Source organism: Rhodococcus sp. 1R11 (assembly GCF_004563845.1).
GTDB lineage: Bacteria > Actinomycetota > Actinomycetes > Mycobacteriales > Mycobacteriaceae > Rhodococcoides.
The window spans coordinates 128,196-147,110 of the sequence record NZ_SPNG01000010.1; the positions used below are offsets into that span (position 1 = coordinate 128,196).

An 18,915-nucleotide genomic window follows, 5' to 3' on the forward strand; every position below is an offset into this window, starting at 1 on the left:
ACGCGCGTAACTGCACGTCAGACGTCGTGGAATGCTCCCGAATCACCATGTGCACCCCGCACAGGCTTCTCTTACGGCGATCGAAACTGCCCACCGGCAGTCTCGCCACCTTGCATCTCGGCCCGAAGGCCCGCAGGTGCAACACCCTGCCCGAAAGGCACTTTTCATCACAATGACGACCCCACAGACTTTTGCTGCACTCGGAGTACCCCAGGCCATCGCAGACGTACTCGCGAGCCAGGGCAAGACCGAGGCCTTCCCGATCCAGGCCGACACGCTCCCCGACACACTGCAGGGACGCGACGTACTCGGACGCGGAAAGACCGGCAGCGGAAAGACACTCGCATTCTCCATCCCCATGGTCGCGCGTCTCGCCGGCCAACTCCCCGGCAACCGCAAGCCCGGCCGCCCGCGCGGACTGATCCTTGCGCCGACGCGTGAGCTCGCCACCCAGATCGCCGTCGCGATCGAACCCCTCGCCGCCGCGTACTCATTGAAGGTCACGACGATCTTCGGTGGTGTCTCGCAGGTCCGTCAGGTGTCCGCACTCAAGTCCGGTGTCGACATCGTCGTCGCCTGCCCCGGACGCCTCGAAGACCTCATGAAGCAGCGCCACCTGACTCTCGACGGCGTACAGATCACCGTCCTCGACGAGGCAGACCACATGGCCGACCTCGGGTTCCTGCCCGTCGTCACCCGGATCCTCGCCGCCACGCCCGACAAGGGTCAGCGCATGCTGTTCTCGGCGACGCTGGACAACGGTGTCGACAAACTGGTCAAGCGCTTCCTGCACAACCAGATCACGCACTCCGTCGACGAGGCGACCTCGCACGTCGAGGCCATGACTCACAGCGTGTTCGAGGTCGACGGCGTCGAAGCCAAGAAGAAGCTGGTCCACCAGCTCGCCTCCGGCACCGGACGCCGCATCCTGTTCATGCGCACCAAGCACCAGGCCCGCAAGCTCGCCAAGCAGCTCACAGACGCCGGAATCCCGTCCGTCGACCTGCACGGCAACCTCTCGCAGGCCGCACGTGACCGCAACCTCGCGGCCTTCTCCTCCGGCCAGGCCCGCGTGCTCGTCGCCACGGACGTCGCAGCCCGCGGCGTCCACGTCGACGACGTTCAGCTCGTCGTCCACGTCGATCCCCCGGCCGAGCACAAGGCATACCTGCACCGCTCCGGCCGCACCGCGCGCGCCGGTAGCGCAGGTGACGTCGTGACCGTGGTTCTGCCCGAGCAGCGCAAGGACACCGCAGTGCTGCTGCGTAAGGCCGACATAAAGGTCACCCCGATCCGCGTCACCGCCGACTCGCCTGCAGTGGCGAACCTCGTCGGCGAGCAGGCCCGCTACGTCGAGCCTGCACCGCGAGTCGAGCAGGCCCCCGCCCGCACCGGAGCACCGCGCAACAACAACGCGCGACGCGGCGGCCCTGCCCGCTCGGGCGGTCAGCCGCGCAGTGGTGGACAGCCGCGCAGTGGTGGACAGCCGCGCAGTGGTGGACAGCCGCGTTCCGGTGGCGGCGGCCACAGCCGTCGCGCAGCAGGACCGGCCACGAGCCAGCGCAGCCGCTGACACGAACTTCGGGAACAGGAAAGCCCTCGCTACGAGGGCTTTCCTGTTCTGATGCTCACGACGGCAGCAACTGCACACAGACCGGCCGCACCGAACCACGCCATCGTGTAAGCACCGGTGGCGTCCCGCACGACGCCCGCGACGACGGACGCGATGCCCGCTCCGATCTGGTGTGAGGCGAACACCCACCCGAACACCAGAGACCCCTTGTCGCCGAACACCTCTCGGCACAGAGCAATCGTGGGCGGGACCGTTGCCACCCAATCCAATCCGTAGATCACCACGAAGATGACGATCGACGGTTGGATCGTCGCCGACAACAACCACGGCAGAAACAACAGCGAGATTCCACGAAAGCCGTAGTAGGCCGCCAACAGATACCGCGGATTCACTCGATCGGTCAGCCAACCCGATGCGATCGTCCCGACGATGTCGAAGATTCCCACCACCGCCAGCAGACCCGCTGCGGTGGTTTCGTGCATTCCGTGGTCGTGCGCCGACGGTATGAAGTGAGTTCCGATGAGCCCGTTGGTCGTTGCGCCACAGATCGCGAATCCGAGCACCAACGCCCAGAAGGTTCGCACTCGGCTCGCGTCGCGTAGAGCCTGCACCGCTGCGCGCGCCGGGTTCACGGTCGACACCGCCGCAGGCGGGACGTAGTCGGCGGGTGCGCCGTACGGAGTCACGCCGACATCGGCCGGCATATTGCGCAGCCACCGCAACACGAACGGCACCACGATCAGCGAGCCCCCGGCGATGAGGAACGACGCTGCGCGCCAACCGGATCGGTCGACCAGCTGAGCGATCAACGGCAGAAAGATCAGTTGCCCCGTCGCGCTGCCCGCGGTCAACACGCCCGAGACGAGCCCTCGACGCTGTACGAACCATCGATTCGTCACCACCGCCGCGAACACCAGAGCCATCGACCCCGTGCCCAACCCGATCATGACACCCCACGTCAACACCAACTGCCACGACTGGGTCACGAACACGCTCAGAGCGCTGCCCGCTGCCACGACGACCAATGCCGTCGACGTCACAGCTCGGATCCCGAAACGCTCCATCAACGCCGCGGCGAACGGTGCCGTCAGACCGAACAGCACCAGGTTGACGCCCACCGCGAGCGACAGCATCGACCGCGGCCAACCGAACTCTTCCTGCAGCGGCACCATCAACACACTCGGTGCCGCGCGGAAGCCGGCTGCGCCGACCAGGGCAAGGAACGCCACGGCCGCGACGATCCATGCCGGATGAAGTCGCCTGCGGGTCGCGATCTCGGAAGTCACGCAGACAGTGTGCCTCAGTCGAGCTGGCACACTGGAGCGGTGACCGTCAGCGCTGCCCACCGTCCCGAGTCCGGGCCCCTCGGTCCGCAAGAATTGGCGACCGCTGCGGTGATGAGCAGCTTCACTGTCGCGCTGACGGTGATCGGCGTCCTGGTGCCCATGGCAGCGATTCTGCAGGTCGTCGCCGCAATTCCGATGTCGGTGGTAGCCCTGCGCTATCGCACTCGGGCCTTGGTCACCTCAGCGGTGGCGGGCATACTCGTCGGATTCGTCGCGGCCGGCACTCAGACGGCGCTCACCGTGGCCAGTGCGGCATTACTGGGCGGTCTGGTCGGCCGGGCGAAGCGCCGGAAGCAAGGCCTGTTCGGCGTGCTCGTCACGTCGGCCGTCGTCGGACCGGCACTCGGAGCCCTCGCGGTGCTGCTGTTGCTGATCCTCGTCCCGCTGCGGCAGCTGTTCCTCGAGACGCTCCGCAACACCATCGAAGGCATCTCCCGACTCTTCGAGCGCGCATCCGCCCCGCAGGGCATCGCCGATGTGATTCGCAGCAGCAGCACAGCGGTACTCGACAACTGGTGGTGGTGGGTCGGCGGATCCATCGCATTCGGCATCGTCACCGGAACGCTGTTCGCGTGGCTGATCCTCACCGCCATCCTCGATCGCCTCTCCGCCATCCCCACCCCGGAGCCGTTCGTCTCGGGCATCGACGACGAGATCGCGCCACTGCCCGTCACCCTGACCGCCGTCGGCTACCGGTATCCCGGCAGCAGATCGGCAGCGTTGAGCGGCATCGACCTGCGCATCGAACCAGGCGAATTCGTCGCGATCGTCGGCCACAACGGATCCGGCAAATCCACGCTGACGCGAATTCTCGCAGGCCGCGAACCCTCCGAGGGGTCGGTGACTCGTCCCGACTCCACCGGACTCGGACGGTACGGCGGCACCGCAGTGGTGTTGCAGCGACCCGAAAGCCAGATCCTCGGCACCCGCGTCGCCGACGACGTCGTATGGGGACTGCCACCCGGCGACTCTCGCCCCGACGTCGACGCCCTGCTCGACGAGGTGGGGTTGAGCGGCATGGGTGCTCGCGACACGGCCTCTCTCTCCGGCGGCGAGATGCAGCGACTTGCCGTCGCCGCGGCCCTGGCTCGGCGTCCCGCTCTGCTGATCGCCGACGAGGCAACCGCCATGATCGACGCCTCGGGCCGCGAGCATCTGGTCTCATTACTCGCGGCACTGCCCCGTCGGCACGGGATGTCGGTCGTACTCGTGACCCATCATGTCTCGGAAACTGTTGCCGCTGATCGCGTCGTACATCTACACGAGGGCATACAGGTGGAGCACGACACGCTGTGGATGCAGACCAGGACCGTCAACGCTGCTGTGCTGCACGATAATTCGAGCCCGCGCCTGCTCGAACTACGCGACGTGCGGCACGTCTACAACAGGCGCACCCCGTGGGCACAATCGGCGTTGAACGGCGTCGACATCACCGTCAAGCGAGGCGAGGGAGTTCTCGTTCTCGGCGGAAACGGTTCGGGCAAATCGACTTTGGCGTGGATCATGGCCGGGCTCACCGGGCCCACCACCGGCGTCGCGCAGCTCGACGGCAAGACGATGACGTCGCGAGTCGGCGACGTCGGGCTGGCCTTTCAGCATTCGCGCCTGCAGTTGCAACGGCGCACCGTCTCCGAGGACATCGCCGCGGCCGCGGGACCCGAAACCGGCTCTGCCACAGTGTCTGCCGCGATGGATGCCGTCGGTCTCGACCGGTCACTGGCCGCACGTGACGTCGACTCGCTCAGCGGCGGACAGATGCGACGCGTGGTGCTGGCCGGTCTGATCGCTCGTCGACCCCGCATCTTGGTGCTCGACGAGCCTCTGGCCGGACTCGACCCGCCCGGACGCGACGACATCATCGGCGTCCTCGCCGGCCTGCGTGAGCGCGGCGTGTCGATCGTGGTCATCTCGCACGACGTGGACGGTATGGACGCCGTCTGCAGTCGAACCATCACGATGGCCGACGGCCACATCGTCTCCGATTCGATTCACGGGAGCGTGCATTCGTGACGACCGTCGTACTGCGCCAGGTTCCGCGGTTCTCACCCATTCATCGACTGTGGGCGGGCACCAAGCTCATCGTGGTGTTGCTGCTCAGCGTCACGCTCGTCGCGGCTCCGACGTGGCCTGCCCTCGGCATCGTGTTCGCACTGCTGGTCATCGCCGCTGCCATTGCCCATATTCCGATCACAGCACTACCGCGCCCGCCGTGGTGGATCTGGGCACTCTTCGGCGTCGGAGCATTGATCAATCTGCCCATCGGCGGCGCAGCGGTTCTGCTGTACTTCCGTGCGACGCTGTTCGTGTTCGTTCTGCTCGGCGCATCGATGATGATCGGGTGGACGACGTCGATGAGCGACATCGCTCCGGCGGTGTCGAAACTCGGTGCACCGCTGAAAAAGCTGAAGCTGCCGGTCGACGAGTGGGCGATCGCCGTAGCGCTCAGCCTGCGGTCGCTCCCACTGCTCATCGAGGAGATGCGCACCCTCAACGCCGCCCGACGGCTGCGCCCGAAACCCGTGGTCAACAGTGCGTCGGACAACTCGCTGGTCGACATCGTGACCACGGTGATGTCGGTGGCCATCAGGCGCGCGGACGAGATGGGTGAGGCCATCACCGCACGCGGGGGCACCGGCATGATCACCGCCACCGAGGCACGCTTCAAGGGCTCGGACGCGGCGACTCTGGTGGTGGTGACGCTGGCCTGCGCGGCCGCGATCACGATCAGCTTCCTGCTGCGGTGAGCTACTCCCCCGCGAGACGCTCGGTGCGCGAGTTCAACGCCTTGACGAACACGTCCGGGATATCGCGGGGATCCTCCGCGACATAGCTCGTTCCTCCGGTGGCCGCCGAGATCTGCTGCAACGCAACCGGATCAGCGTCGCTGGTGACGCCGACCGTGATGATCACGATGGGACGCACCGGATCCTGCTCTTTCTGCAGGGCGGCGAGAAGCTGGTCCAGGGAAATGCTGCCGTTGTCCTCGTTCGCGCCGTCGGTGAGAATGATGACGCTGTTGACGTAGTCCGGGTCGTAGCCCTCCTTGACACGTCGGAACGCCGCAAGAGTGGTGTCGTAGAGCCCGGTTCCGCCTCCGACCAGAGCCGGTAGCCCACGGACCGCATCGAGAATGGCCTGACGCTGCGGCTTACCGTCGAACGTGTTGCTCACCGGGCCGAGCGGCACCAGTTCTCGATAGTCCTGCTTTCCACCACCGAGTCCGATGGAGAAGGCCCACAGCCCCATCTGTGTCTGGTCGCTGAACAGGTCGTTGGCACCGAGCGAGGCATCGACGGTCAACGCGATGCGGGTGGAGTCGCCGGACTTCGCCGCCATCGAACCGGACACGTCCTCGACGACGAGGGTCCGTAGCGGCAACGCGAGCACGGCCCAGTCGCGCAACGTCGTCTCGATCGACAGCGGATTCTTGATTTCCAACGCGGCCACCGAGCCGACGCCTCTGCCGCCCGTCAGCGGGGTTCCACTCGATGTTCGGAAGCCTGCTGTGACGAGTGTGTCCGTCGCCGACTGCGAGGCCAGCACCGACGCCAACGCGGCCCCGGCTGCCTTGACACGGTCGTACTCCGGTCCGGCCGGAGCCGTCACGGCGAGCGGGTAGTTGAGGAAGTAGCTGCCCGTCGGCGGCACCGACTCGGTGAGCGCCGATCCGGGGTTCGCTGCTTCGTAGGCCAGCACGGCCTGTTCGGTGGCGACGCTGGTGCCGCCCTCGGTCGCCACCTGGGCGACGAGGTCCGGGGTGTCGTGGGGCGTGTCGGCTATCCGGCCAAAGTCCTGTGCCATGGGCACTAGAGCGGCGGACACGGCTTTGGCGTCGGAGATCGCGACCTCGGACTCGGCCAGTGCACCGAGGATCGCAGCGTTGGAGGCACTGCTGGTGAGCGGATCACCGATGCGTTGGCCCGGCATCTGCAGCACGCTGAGCCAGGTGTCGGCCACCGGAGCGGTATCGGAGGCCGACACCAGCACGGGCAGCGTGTTCGCCACCGACGTCTTGGCGAGTTCGGGCAGGGCTCCGGTCGAGCGCAGGGTCTTGAGCAGCCACAACGTCGAGTCCGGGATCCACAGGTCGGGGCGATTCTCGTCGGTGCCTGCGATCTCGGTCGCCGTGTCGGTGGGTCGCTCGGCCCGCACTTCGAAGTCGACGCAGCCGCGGTCCACCTCGCCCGCCCGGCCGAGGATCTGCTGCACCGGTTCGGCGATCGAGGTGTCCACCGCGAGCGAGACCGTGTCGAGCGATTCGCACGAGTCCGAACCCGCTGCGCGTACGGCCTGGACGCCGAACCAGCCACCGGCCGCGACCACGACTACCGCCAGAGCGGCCGCGCCCCAGGTCACGACAGGGCTGAACCTGCGACTACTGCCGCTGTGGCGTCCTGACATCGACTTCGCCCCCTACTACTACCCCCGACACGCCTGTGTTGCGGGACTGCTCCGCACTACCCCAGGTGACGGAGAGCACGCGGCGCACAGCATAGCCGCTCCCGTCACCGACCGGAACGGCTTCTCAGCGCATTGACGAAGACGTTCGGGATTTCGGCCGGGTTTCGCGCCACGAAGCTGGTACCCCCGGTAGCAGCAGAAATTTGTTGCAGCACACCGGCATCGGCGTCGTCGGTGATACCGATGGTGACGATGACGACCGGACGCGACGGGTCCTGTTCGGTGCGCAGTGTGGCCAACAGCTCGTCGAGCGAGATGCTGTTCGGATCCTCGTTGGCACCGTCGGTGAGGATGATGACGCTGTTCACCGCGTCGGGGTCGTAGCCCTGCTGCACGGTGCGGAACGCGGCCAACGTGGTGTCGTACAGCCCGGTTCCACCACCGACCAGGGACGGAAGGGTGCGGGTCTGCTGCAGCAGCACTTCCCGCTGGGTCGTGTTGCCCACCTTCTCGTCCATGCGCCGGATCGGTGCCAGCTCACGGTAATCCTGATCGCCGCCGCCGAGTCCGATGGAGAAGGCCCACAATCCCATCGACGCATTGTCGGGAAACAGTCGGTTTCCGGTCTCGCTGGCCTGCACCGTCATCGCGATCCGAGTGTTCGCGCCGGCGCTGTAGTTCATCGAGCCGGACACGTCTTCCATCACGAGCGTTCGCGACGGAAGCGCCAGCACCTGATATTGACGCAACACCGATTCGGCAGCCTGCTGGTCTCCGATCGCCAGACTCTCGACGGCACCGATACCACGATCGGAATCGAGGGGCGCGTTGTCTTCCGACCGAAAACCGGCCTCGGACAACATCTCCCGCCCTCGATCGGATTCGATGACCGCGGCCAGTGCGGTGCCGACCGACTTCGCACTGTCGTGCCGCTCGCCTGCAGGCTCGGTGACGGCCAGCGGGAAGTTCAGAAAGATACTGCCCGTCGGCGGCACCGTCGCACCGAGTTCGACACCGGTGTCGGTTCGGTACTGCAACATCGTCTGCTCGGATACCACGGCCACGCCGCCGTCGGCCACCAGATCGTCCAACCGGGTGGTGGGATCGGCCTCACCGCGGGTGGCGGCCTGAGCCTGAGCGATCGGCACGAGCGCCGTCGACACCGCATCGAGGGCCTTCTCGTCCCCACCGGCCTCGGCGACCGCCCCGAGGATGGCCGCGTCGGAGATGGTGTTGGCCAACGGATTACCGATGCGCAGACCTTCGAGCTTCAGTGCGGTGAGCCACGTGTCGAAGAACGGAACCTCGTCCTTGCGGGTTGCGAGGACGGCCGGGGTGCTCGCCACCGACTGGCTCGCCAGGTCGATCAGCGAGGCGGTCGATCGCACGGTCTTGCCGACCCACAGCGACGAATCGGGAATCCAGAGCGAGGGAACGTCGTCGCCTTTGGCCACTGCGGCCGACACCTGACCCGACTCCATCGCCGTCACCGTCACCTCGGCACAACCGAGATCCTCGGGCGAGGAGTCGTCGACGATCTTCTGCAGTACCGGTGCGATCGCGGGATCGGCAGCCAACGTGTAGTTCGACGGATCACCGCAGTCGCTGCCGAAGACCTTCTGCGCCACGAACACTCCGCCTGCGACGATCAGAAGCAGGACGACGGCGACGACGACGTACTTGGCGAACCCTCTGCTGCCCGTCGCGGACGACGGCGCACTGTGCCTACCGGGCATGCATCTCCACTCCTACACCGTCAGGCGTAGATCTTGACGAACGTCTTCAGCGAGTTCTCGATGTCGCCCTTGAGCGCGCGAGCGACACCGGACCCGATGGGTCCGAACAACGGGGCACCGCCCAAATTGACGTCGATCGTGATCTCGGACCCGTCACCCTTGGACTTCACCGACAGGTCAAGCCCGATCTTCACTCCGCCCTTGCCGTTGCCCTTGAGCTCGAGCTTCCTGGGCGGATCGTAGGACTCGATCTTCCACGAGACGCGGTTGCGCATGCCCTTCACGCTGGCGATGGAGTCCAGGGTGGTGCCGACGGCCAGCTGCTCGGGCAGCTCACCGCGCCACGCTTCGTGGATGGAGAGCCACTGCTCGTAGCCGGACAGATCGGACGCGTGCGCCCACGTCTGCTCGGGTGTCAGCGGGACGTCGAGGGAAACCTTCAGCTTGGCCACAGCAGGGATGGTAACCGCTGGACGAAAAATGCCCGTGTGAGGCCTTGCTCACACGGGCACTTCGCGAACAGTTCTACAGGTGGATCAGTGGGCGCTGGCCTTCTCCGCACCGATGCCGGTGAGAGAGCGGACCTCCATCTCGGCCTGCTTGTCGGTGTTCTCGGTGTCCTTCGAGATCAGCGTTCCGACGATACCGAGAATGAATGCCAACGGGATCGACACGATGCCGGGGTTGGACAGCGGGAACCACGCGAAGTCCGAGCCGGGGATCATCGACGTCTTGGATCCCGACACGGCCGGGGAGAAGATGATCAGCACGATCGTCGAGATCAGGCCGCCGTACATGCTGAACAGTGCGCCCGTGGTGGTGAAGCGACGCCAGAACAGCGAGTACAGGATGGTCGGCAGGTTCGCTGCTGCCGCGACGGCGAACGCGAGTGCCACCAGGAAGGCGATGTTCTGCCCGTTGGCCAGGATGCCGAGGCCGATGGCCAGGATGCCGATGACGACGGCCGTGATCCGCGAGACCTTGACCTGCTTCTTGTCGTCGACCTTGCCCTTCTTGATGACGCTTGCATAGATGTCGTGAGCGAACGACGCCGACGCGGTGATCGTCAATCCGGCGACGACGGCCAGGATGGTCGCGAAGGCGACCGCCGAGATGACGCCGAGCAGAATGACGCCGCCGAGCTCGAAGGCCAACAGCGGAGCTGCGGAGTTCTGACCGCCGGCCGAGGCCAGGATGCGGTCGGGTCCGACGATCGCTGCGGCACCGTAGCCGAGCACGAGGGTGAACAGGTAGAACGCACCGATGAGCGCGATGGCCCACACGACGCTGCGACGAGCTTCCTTGGCGGTGGGCACCGTGTAGAAGCGCATCAGCACGTGCGGCAGACCTGCAGTACCGAGCACCAGGGCGATACCGAGCGAGAGGAAGTTGATCTTCGAGGTGGCGCTGCCGCCGTACTGGGCACCGGGCTCGATGACGTCACGGGCATTCACTGCTGAATCGGTCGAACTCGACACCATCGCCTGCGCGCTGCCGAGGAGCTCGGAGAAGTTGAGGCCGAACTTGGCGAGCACGAGCACGGTCATGAATGCGGCACCGGCGATGAGCAGAACGGCCTTGATGATCTGCACCCACGTGGTGCCCTTCATGCCGCCGATGAGCACGTACGCGATCATCAACACACCGACGATGGCGATGACGATGGACTGCCCGGTGCGGTCGGAGATGTCGAGCAGCAGTGCGACGAGTCCGCCGGCACCTGCCATCTGAGCCAACAGATAGAACAGCGACACCGTCAGCGTCGACAGGGCGGCCGCGGTACGAACCGGGCCTTGCTTGAGCCGAAAGCTCAGCACGTCCGCCATCGTGAATTTGCCGGTGTTCCTGAGCAATTCGGCGACGAGCAGGAGCGCGACGAGCCAGGCGACGAGGAAACCGATGGAGTACAGGAAGCCGTCGTAGCCGTAGACGGCGATGGCACCGGCGATACCGAGAAAGCTTGCCGCGGAGAGGTAGTCACCGGCAATGGCGACGCCGTTCTGCGGTCCGGAGAATCCGCCGCCCGCGGTGAAGAACTCCGCAGACGTCGCGTTCTTCTTGGAGGCGCGAATGACGACGGCCATCGTGATGAGGACGAATGCGCCGAAGATCGCGATGTTGACGATCGGTTCACCGACCGTGGTGCTTGCTGCTTGCGCGAGGATCATCGCTTCGCTCCCTGGGAGGCTTCCATTTCGGCGCGCAGGGCTGCGGCGCGAGGATCGAGTTCACGGTTGGCGAACCGCACGTAGATGCCGGTGATGGCGAACGTGGTGACGAACTGGCCGAGGCCGAGCAGCAGACCGACGTTGATGTTGCCCCACACCTTGGTCGACATGAAGTCGACGGCGTAGGTGCTGAGCAGTACGTAGACGACGTACCAGACCAGGAAGAACCCGGCCATCGGGAACACGAAGCTACGCAGGCGGTGCCGGAGTTCCTGGAACTCGGGACTGGCCTGCATGTCGACGAACGCTTGCGCGTCCGGTGGCGAATTGGTTTCCGGTGCGGTCACCTTGGACTCCTGAAGTTGATGTGAGCTGTAGCTGACTCGGAACTGTAATGAGAGTCAGGTCACAACATCAGGGGGTGGCGTCGATCACACGGCGGGCTGCGGGAGTGTGCGACGAGCGGTAGCGCAGACCCGACGAACGGCCGCCTCTCGCTACAGCTCGCGCTCTCGGTCTTTGCCCATGTCGAGGCCTTCGGGCAGGTGCAGTCGGGCAAAGATGCGGGAGATGTCCGGCGGCACCGTTTTTCGGGTGGCGAGGCTGACGACGATCATCGCGGCGAAGGCCACGGGCACGCTGACCGCGGCCGGGTAGCCGAGTATCGCTGCCGCCCAGCCACCGAGGACGCCGTCGGAGATGGGGGTGACGACGGAGATCGACGCGGCGACGAGGGAGAGACCGCCGCCGAGGAACAGCCCGACCGCGGCTCCTGCCGCCGTCAGTCCGCGCCACCAGATCCCGAGCACGAGCAACGGACACAGTGTGGACGCGGCGACGGCGAACACGAGCCCGACGGTACGCGAGAGATCCAGTGAGACAACGCCGATCGACAGTGCGAGTGGCACTGCGCCCGCAAGGACGGCCGCGACGCGGAAGTCTCGGACCTTGCCCGAGAGCACGTCGGTGCTCAGCACTCCGGCGATGCTGACCAGCAGGCCGGACGAGGTCGACAGGAACGCGGCGATGGCTCCGGCGGCCACGAGTGCGGCCAACAACTGGCCCGGTACCCCCGACAGCACGGAGCCGGGCAGCAGCAACACTGCGGCGTCGGAGGCACCGGTGATCAGCAATTGCGGCACGTAGAGCCGGGCGAACACTCCCAGGACAGTCGGGAACAGATAGAACGTGCCGAGCAGCGCCAGCACGGTCAACGAGGTGAGTCGAGCGGCTCGCCCGTCGGGGTTGGTGTAGAACCGCACCAGCACGTGCGGCAGCCCGAGGGTGCCGAGGAACGTGGCCAGGATCAGCGAATACACCTGGTAGAGCGGGTGCTGACCGCCCAGTCCCCCGCCGGGCATCGCCCACGCGCGGTCGGTGGTCGGTGCGCCGGCGACCACCGGAACCGGCGAGCCTGCGTCGAGGGTGAGTAGCGTCCCGGACCCGAGCCGGTGTTCGCCGGCGTCGAGATTCACCCGTCCGTCGACGCTCTGCTCGTCCAGGGTTCCGGTCACGGACACCACGATCGGCGAGTCGACCTGCACGAGCACGTCGGTGGTGATGTCGACCCGGGTCTGCTCGGCGACGGTCGGCGGGGCCGCGCTCCCGACGCTGCGGTCGTCGGCGAAGAAGTGGACGGTCAGCACCAGTGCGGGGATGGCGATCGCGGTGAGCTTGAGCCAGTACTGGAATGCCTGCACGAAGGTGATCGAGCGCATTCCGCCGCCGACGACGTTCGCGATGACGATCAGACCGACCGCCAGTGCTCCCACCCAGCCCGGCACTCCGAGGAGGATGTTCAGCGTCAGGCCTGCGCCCTGGAACTGCGGCACCAGATACAGCGCGCAGATCACCACCACCACGAGCATGGCCACGGTACGCAACCATGGTGCGCCGAGCCGGAATTCGACGAAGTCGGGCACCGTGTACGCGCCGCTCCTGCGCAGTGGAGCGGCGACGAAGAGCAGCAGACCGAGATAGCCTGCGGTGAAGCCGACGGGATACCAGAGCGCATCGGCACCGTACTTTGCGATGAGCCCGGCGACACCGAGAAACGATGCGGCAGAAAGGTATTCACCCGAGATGGCCGCTGCGTTCCACCGCGGTCCGACGGTGCGTGAGGCCACCAGGAAGTCGGAGGTGGTGCGGGCCAACCGAACTCCGTAGACCCCGATACCGACGGTTGCCCCCGCGGCCACGATCAACGCGATCAGCGTCGCGACGGGAATGGATCCGTTCACCGGTGTCTAGTCCTCGACCAGGACGACGAACTCGGCCTCGTTACGCTCGGCGCGGCGCACGTACGCGCGGCCGACGCCGAACAGCAACGGATAGATCGCCACCCCCAGCAGCAACCACGGCAATCCGATACCGAAGGGCGCGACATCGGTGAGACGGGTGAGCAGCATGCCCAGCAGGGGAATCGCGAACAGGATCGACAACGTCATCACCGCAAGCCGCAGCGACAGCAACAGCTGCGCACGCACCAGGCTTCGCACCAGTGCGTCGCCCACCTCGGTTTGCTCCTGCACCTCGACGCGGGTACGCACCAGGCGCGCGCCGCGGCGCTGCGAGAGCACCACCCGCTCCCGGTGCGGCTGACTCACCGCGCACCTCTCGTCACCGCGACGACCACGACTGCAGCGGACCGCGCACGAGCCGGTCCTTGAGTTCTCTGGTGTGCCGTCGGCTCACCGGGAGTTCGCAGGCCGGCAGCGTGCCGGTGGCCCGCAGGCACACCACCAAGCCCGAACCCACGCTTCTGATTCCGGTGACCAACGGAAGCGACACCAGATACGAACGATGCACTCTCAGGAAACCGGCATCGGCCCAACGGCTTTCGAGAGCCGAGATCGGAATACGCACCAGATGAGAGCCGGTGGCGGTATGCAGCCGCGCGTAATCACCGTCGGCCTCGACCCACGCCACCGTCGACCGGTGCACCAGCGTGGTGGTTCCACCGAGCTCGACCGGGATGACCTCGTCGGCAGCCGATTCGGCCGACTCGGCAGGGCGACGACGGGCGAGCAGAACACGTCGGACGGCCTCGGCCAATCGGTCGTCGCGCAACGGCTTGAGGAGGTAGTCCACCGCACCCAGGTCGAAGGCGGCCAACGCCCGATCGTCGTGAGCGGTGACGAACACGACGGCAGGTGGCCGAGCGAACGCCGACAGGATTCCGGCGAGCTCGAGGCCGTCGAGGCCGGGCATGTTGATGTCGAGAAACACTGCATCGACCACGGATTGACCGGAGGTCTGCTTGAGTTGGCGCAGTGCGGTGGTCGCGTCCTGCGCGGTGTAGACCTCGGACACGGCCTCCTGCTCACGCAGCAGGAAAGCCAGTTCGTCGAGGGCAGGCCGCTCGTCGTCAACCGCCAGCACCACCAGCCCGCGCGCCGCACCGGAGTTCGCAGGATGCGTCATGCCCGCACCCCCGGCCTGAACTTGGGCACCCGAAGGCTCACTTTCGTGCCTGCTCCCGGTGCGGTGTCCACGACGAGACCGTAGTCGTTTCCGAAGGCCGCCCGCAGCCGATCGTCCACGTTCGCCAGTCCCACGTGGGCGGCATCCTCGGTGTGCAGGCTGCCCGATCGCAATACCTCGGGGTCCATTCCCACTCCGTCGTCCTCGATGCTGATCACGGCGTCGGTGCCCTCGTCGGCGGCGATGATCGTGACGCGACCGCCGTCGGCCTTGCCCGACAATCCGTGCCGGACGGCATTCTCCACCAGTGGCTGCAGCGCCAGAAACGGCAGCGCCACCCCGAGCACCTCGGGAGCCACCTGCAGGGTGACCTGCAGCGAATCGCCGAACCGGGCCCGTTCGAGCGTCAGGTACCGATCGATGTTGCGTAGTTCGTCGGCGAGCACGGTGAATTCCCCGGCGTTGCGGAAGGAGTACCGGGTGAAGTCGGCGAATTCGAGCACCAGTTCCCGTGCCCGATCCGGGTCGGTACGGACGAACGACGCGATGGTGCCCAGCGCGTTGTAGATGAAGTGCGGGCTGATCTGCGCCCGGAGCGCACGCACCTCCGCGCGGTCCAATCGCGCCCTCGACGCGTCGAGTTCGGCGAGTTTGATCTGGCCGAACGCGTAGCGCGCGACCTCGGCGATAGCCCCGAGCATGCCCGGCCCCGGCTCGGCCACCACCGCGGCACCGAGTACCCCCACCACCGGCGAATCCTCGTCGATCAACGGCTGCACCACCAGGGCCTTGACCTCGTGGATCGAGCCGAGCGGAAGCCGCACCAGCACGCGCCGCTGCCCGTCGACGGCGCGTCTGGCCGCCTCCACGAACGCCGGCGTCAACTCCTGCCACGGCCCGTCCCAGGCCAGCAGCGACGCACTCGGATCGCAGATACCCAGTGCATCCGCCCCGGTCAGGACGCGAAGATGCGGAGCAGCGGCGGCGGCCGAGCGGGCATCGAGACCGTTCCGCAGCGGCTTTGCGGCCAACGACGCGGTATGCAGGGTGGCATGAACCGCACGCTCCTCGGGGGTGGTCAGATCGCGTCGCCCACGCAGGCTGATCAGCGCGATGGCGGTGACGATCGCCGCTACGATCACCGCCATCCACGCCAGTGCCGCGGTCATCGCGCGCAGGTCCCGCTGGTCGGAACGTTCAAGAAGCGCTCGACGAGCCAGTCGACGCCGATACCGTTGGCGGCCAGGTCCGCGTGCCCCTGCTCGGGTTCCGAACGCAGTTCCACGTCGTCGCCGAGTCCACAGGCTTTCGCCACGGCGTCGCGGGTCCACTGCGGATCGATCAGGTCGTCGCGCTCGCCGACCAGAACGAACAGCGGAACATCGGTGCGGGACGTCGGCAGTGCCACCGATCGGAGCCAGTCCGTCATTCGATTCGCGGCCCGGTCATCAGCCGGGACGGCATCGGCCGGATCGATGACTGCTCCGGCGTCGGCCTTGGAGAAACCGAGCAGATCGCTGCAGGCCGTCAGCGCGGTCACGTTGTCGGCGAAGGAGCCGCGGATGTAGTCCGAGCGCTCGACGCTCGGATCCGTGACGTGCAGACCCTCGTAGAGAAACGGCACCAGCAACTGACGGGACAGGGTCTGTTCGGTGTCGGCTGCGAAGTACCGCGTCAGATCGGCTGCGGGCGACAACGCAGCGACTCCTACCAGTTCCAGGCCGTCGCCGTAGTCCGCATTGCGCTCGGCAGCGGACCAGACTGCTTGTCCCCCTTGAGAAGTGCCGATGGCACCCCACCGGGTTCCGACGTCGGGCACCACGGTACGCGCGGCGCGCACCGCATCGATGACGTCGTAGGCCGCTGCGTCGACGTTCAGATACGCGGGATCTCCCGGGGTCCCCAGACCCTGATAGTCCGTCACCACCACGACGGTGCCGCGCTCGAGGAACGGCGTCACCAAGCCGATGGTGCCCAACAGGTTCGGATACAGCGAGGGCGCACACTCGTCGGTGACACCGGTGGTGCCGTGCCCGACCGAGACGATCGGCCAACCGCCCGCAGGCGCAGAACCCTTGGGCACGAACACCGTTGCCGACGTGTCGGTTCCGCCTCCGGTGACGCCGTCGGTGGTGCGGTAGACGATCTTCGTGACGGATCCGCCCAGAAATGCAACACCGATGTCGACCTGACCGAGTGGCATCGACGAGACGATCGACCCGCGCTCGGAGCCCTCGGGTGCCGGGATCGACGTGGAGGCCGGAACGGCAGGAGGCACGGTAGGCGAGCCGCACGCGGCAAGGACGAACACCAGTGCCGCGGCGACCACCAGTCCGGTCGACCTCACTGTCTCAGCGCTCCCACTGTGTTCGTCGTCTACGTCGTGCGTCGTTCGATGCGTGCCTCGGCCGCAATCTCTTCCACGTCCAACCCATTCAACACTGCGCGAAGGGCTTCGTCGTCCAACTCCCCCGAGTCGCGGGCGGCGATCAGTGCGGCCCGCTGTGCGACCAGGACATTGTGTCGCAGAGTGTCGAACAGCGCGCCGGCCGCTGCGATTCGCTTCTCGCGGTCCTCGGTCTCGTCCGCGTCCATCCGGGCCCGGACCGACCGTCGCACGCGCGCGATCACCTCGGCCACCCGATCGCTGTCGACGCCCGCGATTCCGTCCTTCGCAGCACGCTCGAGGTAGGTCTCGGCGGCGGTACGGGCGATGGCCTGCGAGAGCAATCGCTGATTGTCGGTGCGCTGCTGCTCGAGTGGATCGGCGACGTCGAGTCGGCGGATCAGCAGCGGAAGCGTCAGGCCCTGCAGCAACAACGTTCCGACCGCGACGACGAACGCGACCGCCTGAATCACCGCCCGCCCGGGAAATTCGTCGCCGAGCACGGTGGTGAACGGGACACCCGCTGCTGCAGCGAGAGTCACCACTCCGCGCATCCCGGCCCACGACAACACCAGGTTCTGCTGCCACGTCAGACCGTCGGCCACCCCCTCGCGGCGAAACACCGTGCGAAAGAGCAGATTTCTGCCCGAATTGAAGAAGATCCAGGCCGGACGCACGACGATGACCACGAGCAACACCAGCAGCGCGTACCCGAAGATGTGATGCACCGGAAGTCCCTCACGCTGCACCTCGGAGATGACGAACTTCAGCTGTAAGCCCATGTACGCGAACACGAATGCTTCCAGCAGCAGGTCCACCGTCGGCCACACCTGGCGCTCCTGCACCCGGGTCGAGACCGACACATCGGCCGTGACGCGGCCCAGTACGAACCCTGCGGTGACGACGGCCAACACGCCGGACGCGTGAATTTCTTCCGCCGCCAGATAGGCCGCGAACGGTAGGACGAGTCCGAGCACCGTCTCGAGCGCCGAGTCGGCGATCCGGTTTCGAACGAAACGAACGATGCGCGAGAGGACGAATCCGACCAGCACGCCGCCGACGATCTCGTACAGAAAGAACAGGACCGGTGAACCGAGTTCGATACGACTGCCCGTCACCGACGCAACGGTCAAGGTGAACAGAGTCAACGCAGCCGCGTCGTTCACCAGGCTCTCCCCGGTGAGGATGGCCATCATCCGTGCCGGCAGGCCGAGCTTACGGCCGACGGCAGTCGCAGAGACTGCGTCGGGCGGGGCCACGACGGCACCGAGCACGAGGGCCGCACCCAGAGTCAGCTCGGGAACGAGCAGGTTGGCGAAATACCCGACGGCCACGGTCGTGACGATCACCATCACCAGACCGAGTCGCAGAATCTGGCCGAAGTTGCGGCGAAAACTGACGAAGGAGTAGTTCAGTGCCGCGGAATAGAGCAACGGCGGTAGCACGACGCCGAGGATGAGCTGGGGCGAGAGACTGATGTGCGGCACGCCGGGCACGAACGATGCGATGGATCCGACGGTGACCAGGACGAGCGGGACCTGCAGGTCCAGACGTTCGGCGAATCCCGCGACCGCGATCGCGAAGATGATTACGAGAAGAAGTACCGGTCCGTCCACCCGCCCGATTCTGCCGTCCGCAGCGCCCTACGGCACCACCGACGACCCGAACACCGGGTGGACGGTCCGAATCGACCTACTTGTCCGGAATTGCCTTCTTGGCTGCTTCCTGCACCTTGTCGATCTTGTCGGCGTACTTGCCGCCGGTCTTGTTGTCGATGAAGTCCCCGGCCTTCTCGACGACGTCGTCGATCTTGTCCGCGTTCTCTGCCGCAAGGTCCTTGCCCTTGTCGACCATGCCCTTCAAGTTGTCTGCGAAGCCCATG

General features: G+C 66.3%; 16 protein-coding genes. 3 read left to right on the top strand and 13 right to left on the bottom strand.

Annotated elements, in window-relative coordinates; all coding sequences use genetic code 11:
- The first annotated feature begins 172 nt into the window (after nucleotides 1-172).
- Nucleotides 173-1,573 (top strand): DEAD/DEAH box helicase, encoded by a 1,401-nt coding sequence (locus E4P29_RS18075; RefSeq protein WP_135046563.1) that lies wholly within the window; start codon nucleotides 173-175, stop codon nucleotides 1,571-1,573.
- Between the two features lie 29 nt (nucleotides 1,574-1,602).
- Here E4P29_RS18075 and E4P29_RS18080 read toward each other — a convergent pair whose 3' ends face one another.
- Entirely contained in the window at nucleotides 1,603-2,859 is a 1,257-nt protein-coding gene (locus E4P29_RS18080; RefSeq protein ID WP_245154390.1) for an MFS transporter, read from the bottom strand.
- Nucleotides 2,860-2,898: 39 nt separating this feature from the next.
- On the opposite strand from E4P29_RS18080, the gene E4P29_RS18085 reads away from it, so the two are divergent.
- Entirely contained in the window at nucleotides 2,899-4,929 is a 2,031-nt protein-coding gene (locus E4P29_RS18085; RefSeq protein ID WP_245154391.1) for a DUF2232 domain-containing protein, read from the top strand.
- Nucleotides 4,926-5,663, top strand: a complete 738-nt coding sequence (locus E4P29_RS18090) for an energy-coupling factor transporter transmembrane protein EcfT (protein WP_135046565.1) — start codon at nucleotides 4,926-4,928, stop codon at nucleotides 5,661-5,663. Before E4P29_RS18085 ends, E4P29_RS18090 begins: the two co-directional genes overlap by 4 nt.
- A gap of 1 nt (nucleotide 5,664) precedes the next feature.
- Here E4P29_RS18090 and E4P29_RS18095 read toward each other — a convergent pair whose 3' ends face one another.
- The 12 genes from E4P29_RS18095 to E4P29_RS18150 form a co-directional block, all read right to left on the bottom strand.
- Nucleotides 5,665-7,275, bottom strand: coding sequence for a VWA domain-containing protein (locus E4P29_RS18095; RefSeq protein ID WP_245154392.1), 1,611 nt, complete (start codon nucleotides 7,273-7,275; stop codon nucleotides 5,665-5,667).
- 149 nt (nucleotides 7,276-7,424) lie between these two features.
- The gene (locus tag E4P29_RS18100) at nucleotides 7,425-9,056 is read right to left on the bottom strand and encodes a substrate-binding domain-containing protein (RefSeq protein WP_135046567.1); all 1,632 of its coding nucleotides are present in this window, start codon (nucleotides 9,054-9,056) and stop codon (nucleotides 7,425-7,427) included.
- 20 nt (nucleotides 9,057-9,076) lie between these two features.
- Nucleotides 9,077-9,508, bottom strand: coding sequence for an SRPBCC family protein (locus E4P29_RS18105; protein ID WP_027495972.1), 432 nt, complete (start codon nucleotides 9,506-9,508; stop codon nucleotides 9,077-9,079).
- A gap of 84 nt (nucleotides 9,509-9,592) precedes the next feature.
- On the bottom strand, nucleotides 9,593-11,224 hold the full coding sequence (locus E4P29_RS18110) for a cation acetate symporter (RefSeq protein WP_135046568.1): 1,632 nt from the start codon (nucleotides 11,222-11,224) through the stop codon (nucleotides 9,593-9,595).
- Complete coding sequence (locus E4P29_RS18115) at nucleotides 11,221-11,520, bottom strand: DUF485 domain-containing protein (RefSeq protein WP_135046671.1); 300 nt, start codon at nucleotides 11,518-11,520, stop codon at nucleotides 11,221-11,223. The genes E4P29_RS18110 and E4P29_RS18115 overlap by 4 nt, the downstream gene beginning before the upstream one ends.
- Nucleotides 11,521-11,721: 201 nt before the next feature.
- On the bottom strand, nucleotides 11,722-13,464 hold the full coding sequence (locus tag E4P29_RS18120) for a cation acetate symporter (protein ID WP_135046569.1): 1,743 nt from the start codon (nucleotides 13,462-13,464) through the stop codon (nucleotides 11,722-11,724).
- A gap of 6 nt (nucleotides 13,465-13,470) precedes the next feature.
- Nucleotides 13,471-13,830: a hypothetical protein gene (locus tag E4P29_RS18125; protein ID WP_135046570.1), complete on the bottom strand. Its 360-nt coding sequence runs from the start codon at nucleotides 13,828-13,830 to the stop codon at nucleotides 13,471-13,473.
- A gap of 13 nt (nucleotides 13,831-13,843) precedes the next feature.
- Entirely contained in the window at nucleotides 13,844-14,647 is an 804-nt protein-coding gene (locus E4P29_RS18130; protein ID WP_135046571.1) for a LytTR family DNA-binding domain-containing protein, read from the bottom strand.
- Complete coding sequence (locus tag E4P29_RS18135) at nucleotides 14,644-15,816, bottom strand: histidine kinase (RefSeq protein ID WP_135046572.1); 1,173 nt, start codon at nucleotides 15,814-15,816, stop codon at nucleotides 14,644-14,646. The genes E4P29_RS18130 and E4P29_RS18135 overlap by 4 nt, the downstream gene beginning before the upstream one ends.
- Nucleotides 15,813-16,994 carry an alpha/beta hydrolase gene (locus E4P29_RS18140; protein WP_135046573.1) on the bottom strand — a complete coding sequence of 394 codons (1,182 nt, stop codon included), beginning with the start codon at nucleotides 16,992-16,994 and terminating at the stop codon, nucleotides 15,813-15,815. The genes E4P29_RS18135 and E4P29_RS18140 overlap by 4 nt, the downstream gene beginning before the upstream one ends.
- Before the next feature lie 29 nt (nucleotides 16,995-17,023).
- Nucleotides 17,024-18,649, bottom strand: coding sequence for a Na+/H+ antiporter (locus tag E4P29_RS18145; RefSeq protein WP_135046574.1), 1,626 nt, complete (start codon nucleotides 18,647-18,649; stop codon nucleotides 17,024-17,026).
- Nucleotides 18,650-18,725: 76 nt separating this feature from the next.
- Nucleotides 18,726-18,914 (bottom strand): antitoxin, encoded by a 189-nt coding sequence (locus tag E4P29_RS18150; protein WP_135046575.1) that lies wholly within the window; start codon nucleotides 18,912-18,914, stop codon nucleotides 18,726-18,728.
- Nucleotide 18,915: the final 1 nt, after the last annotated feature.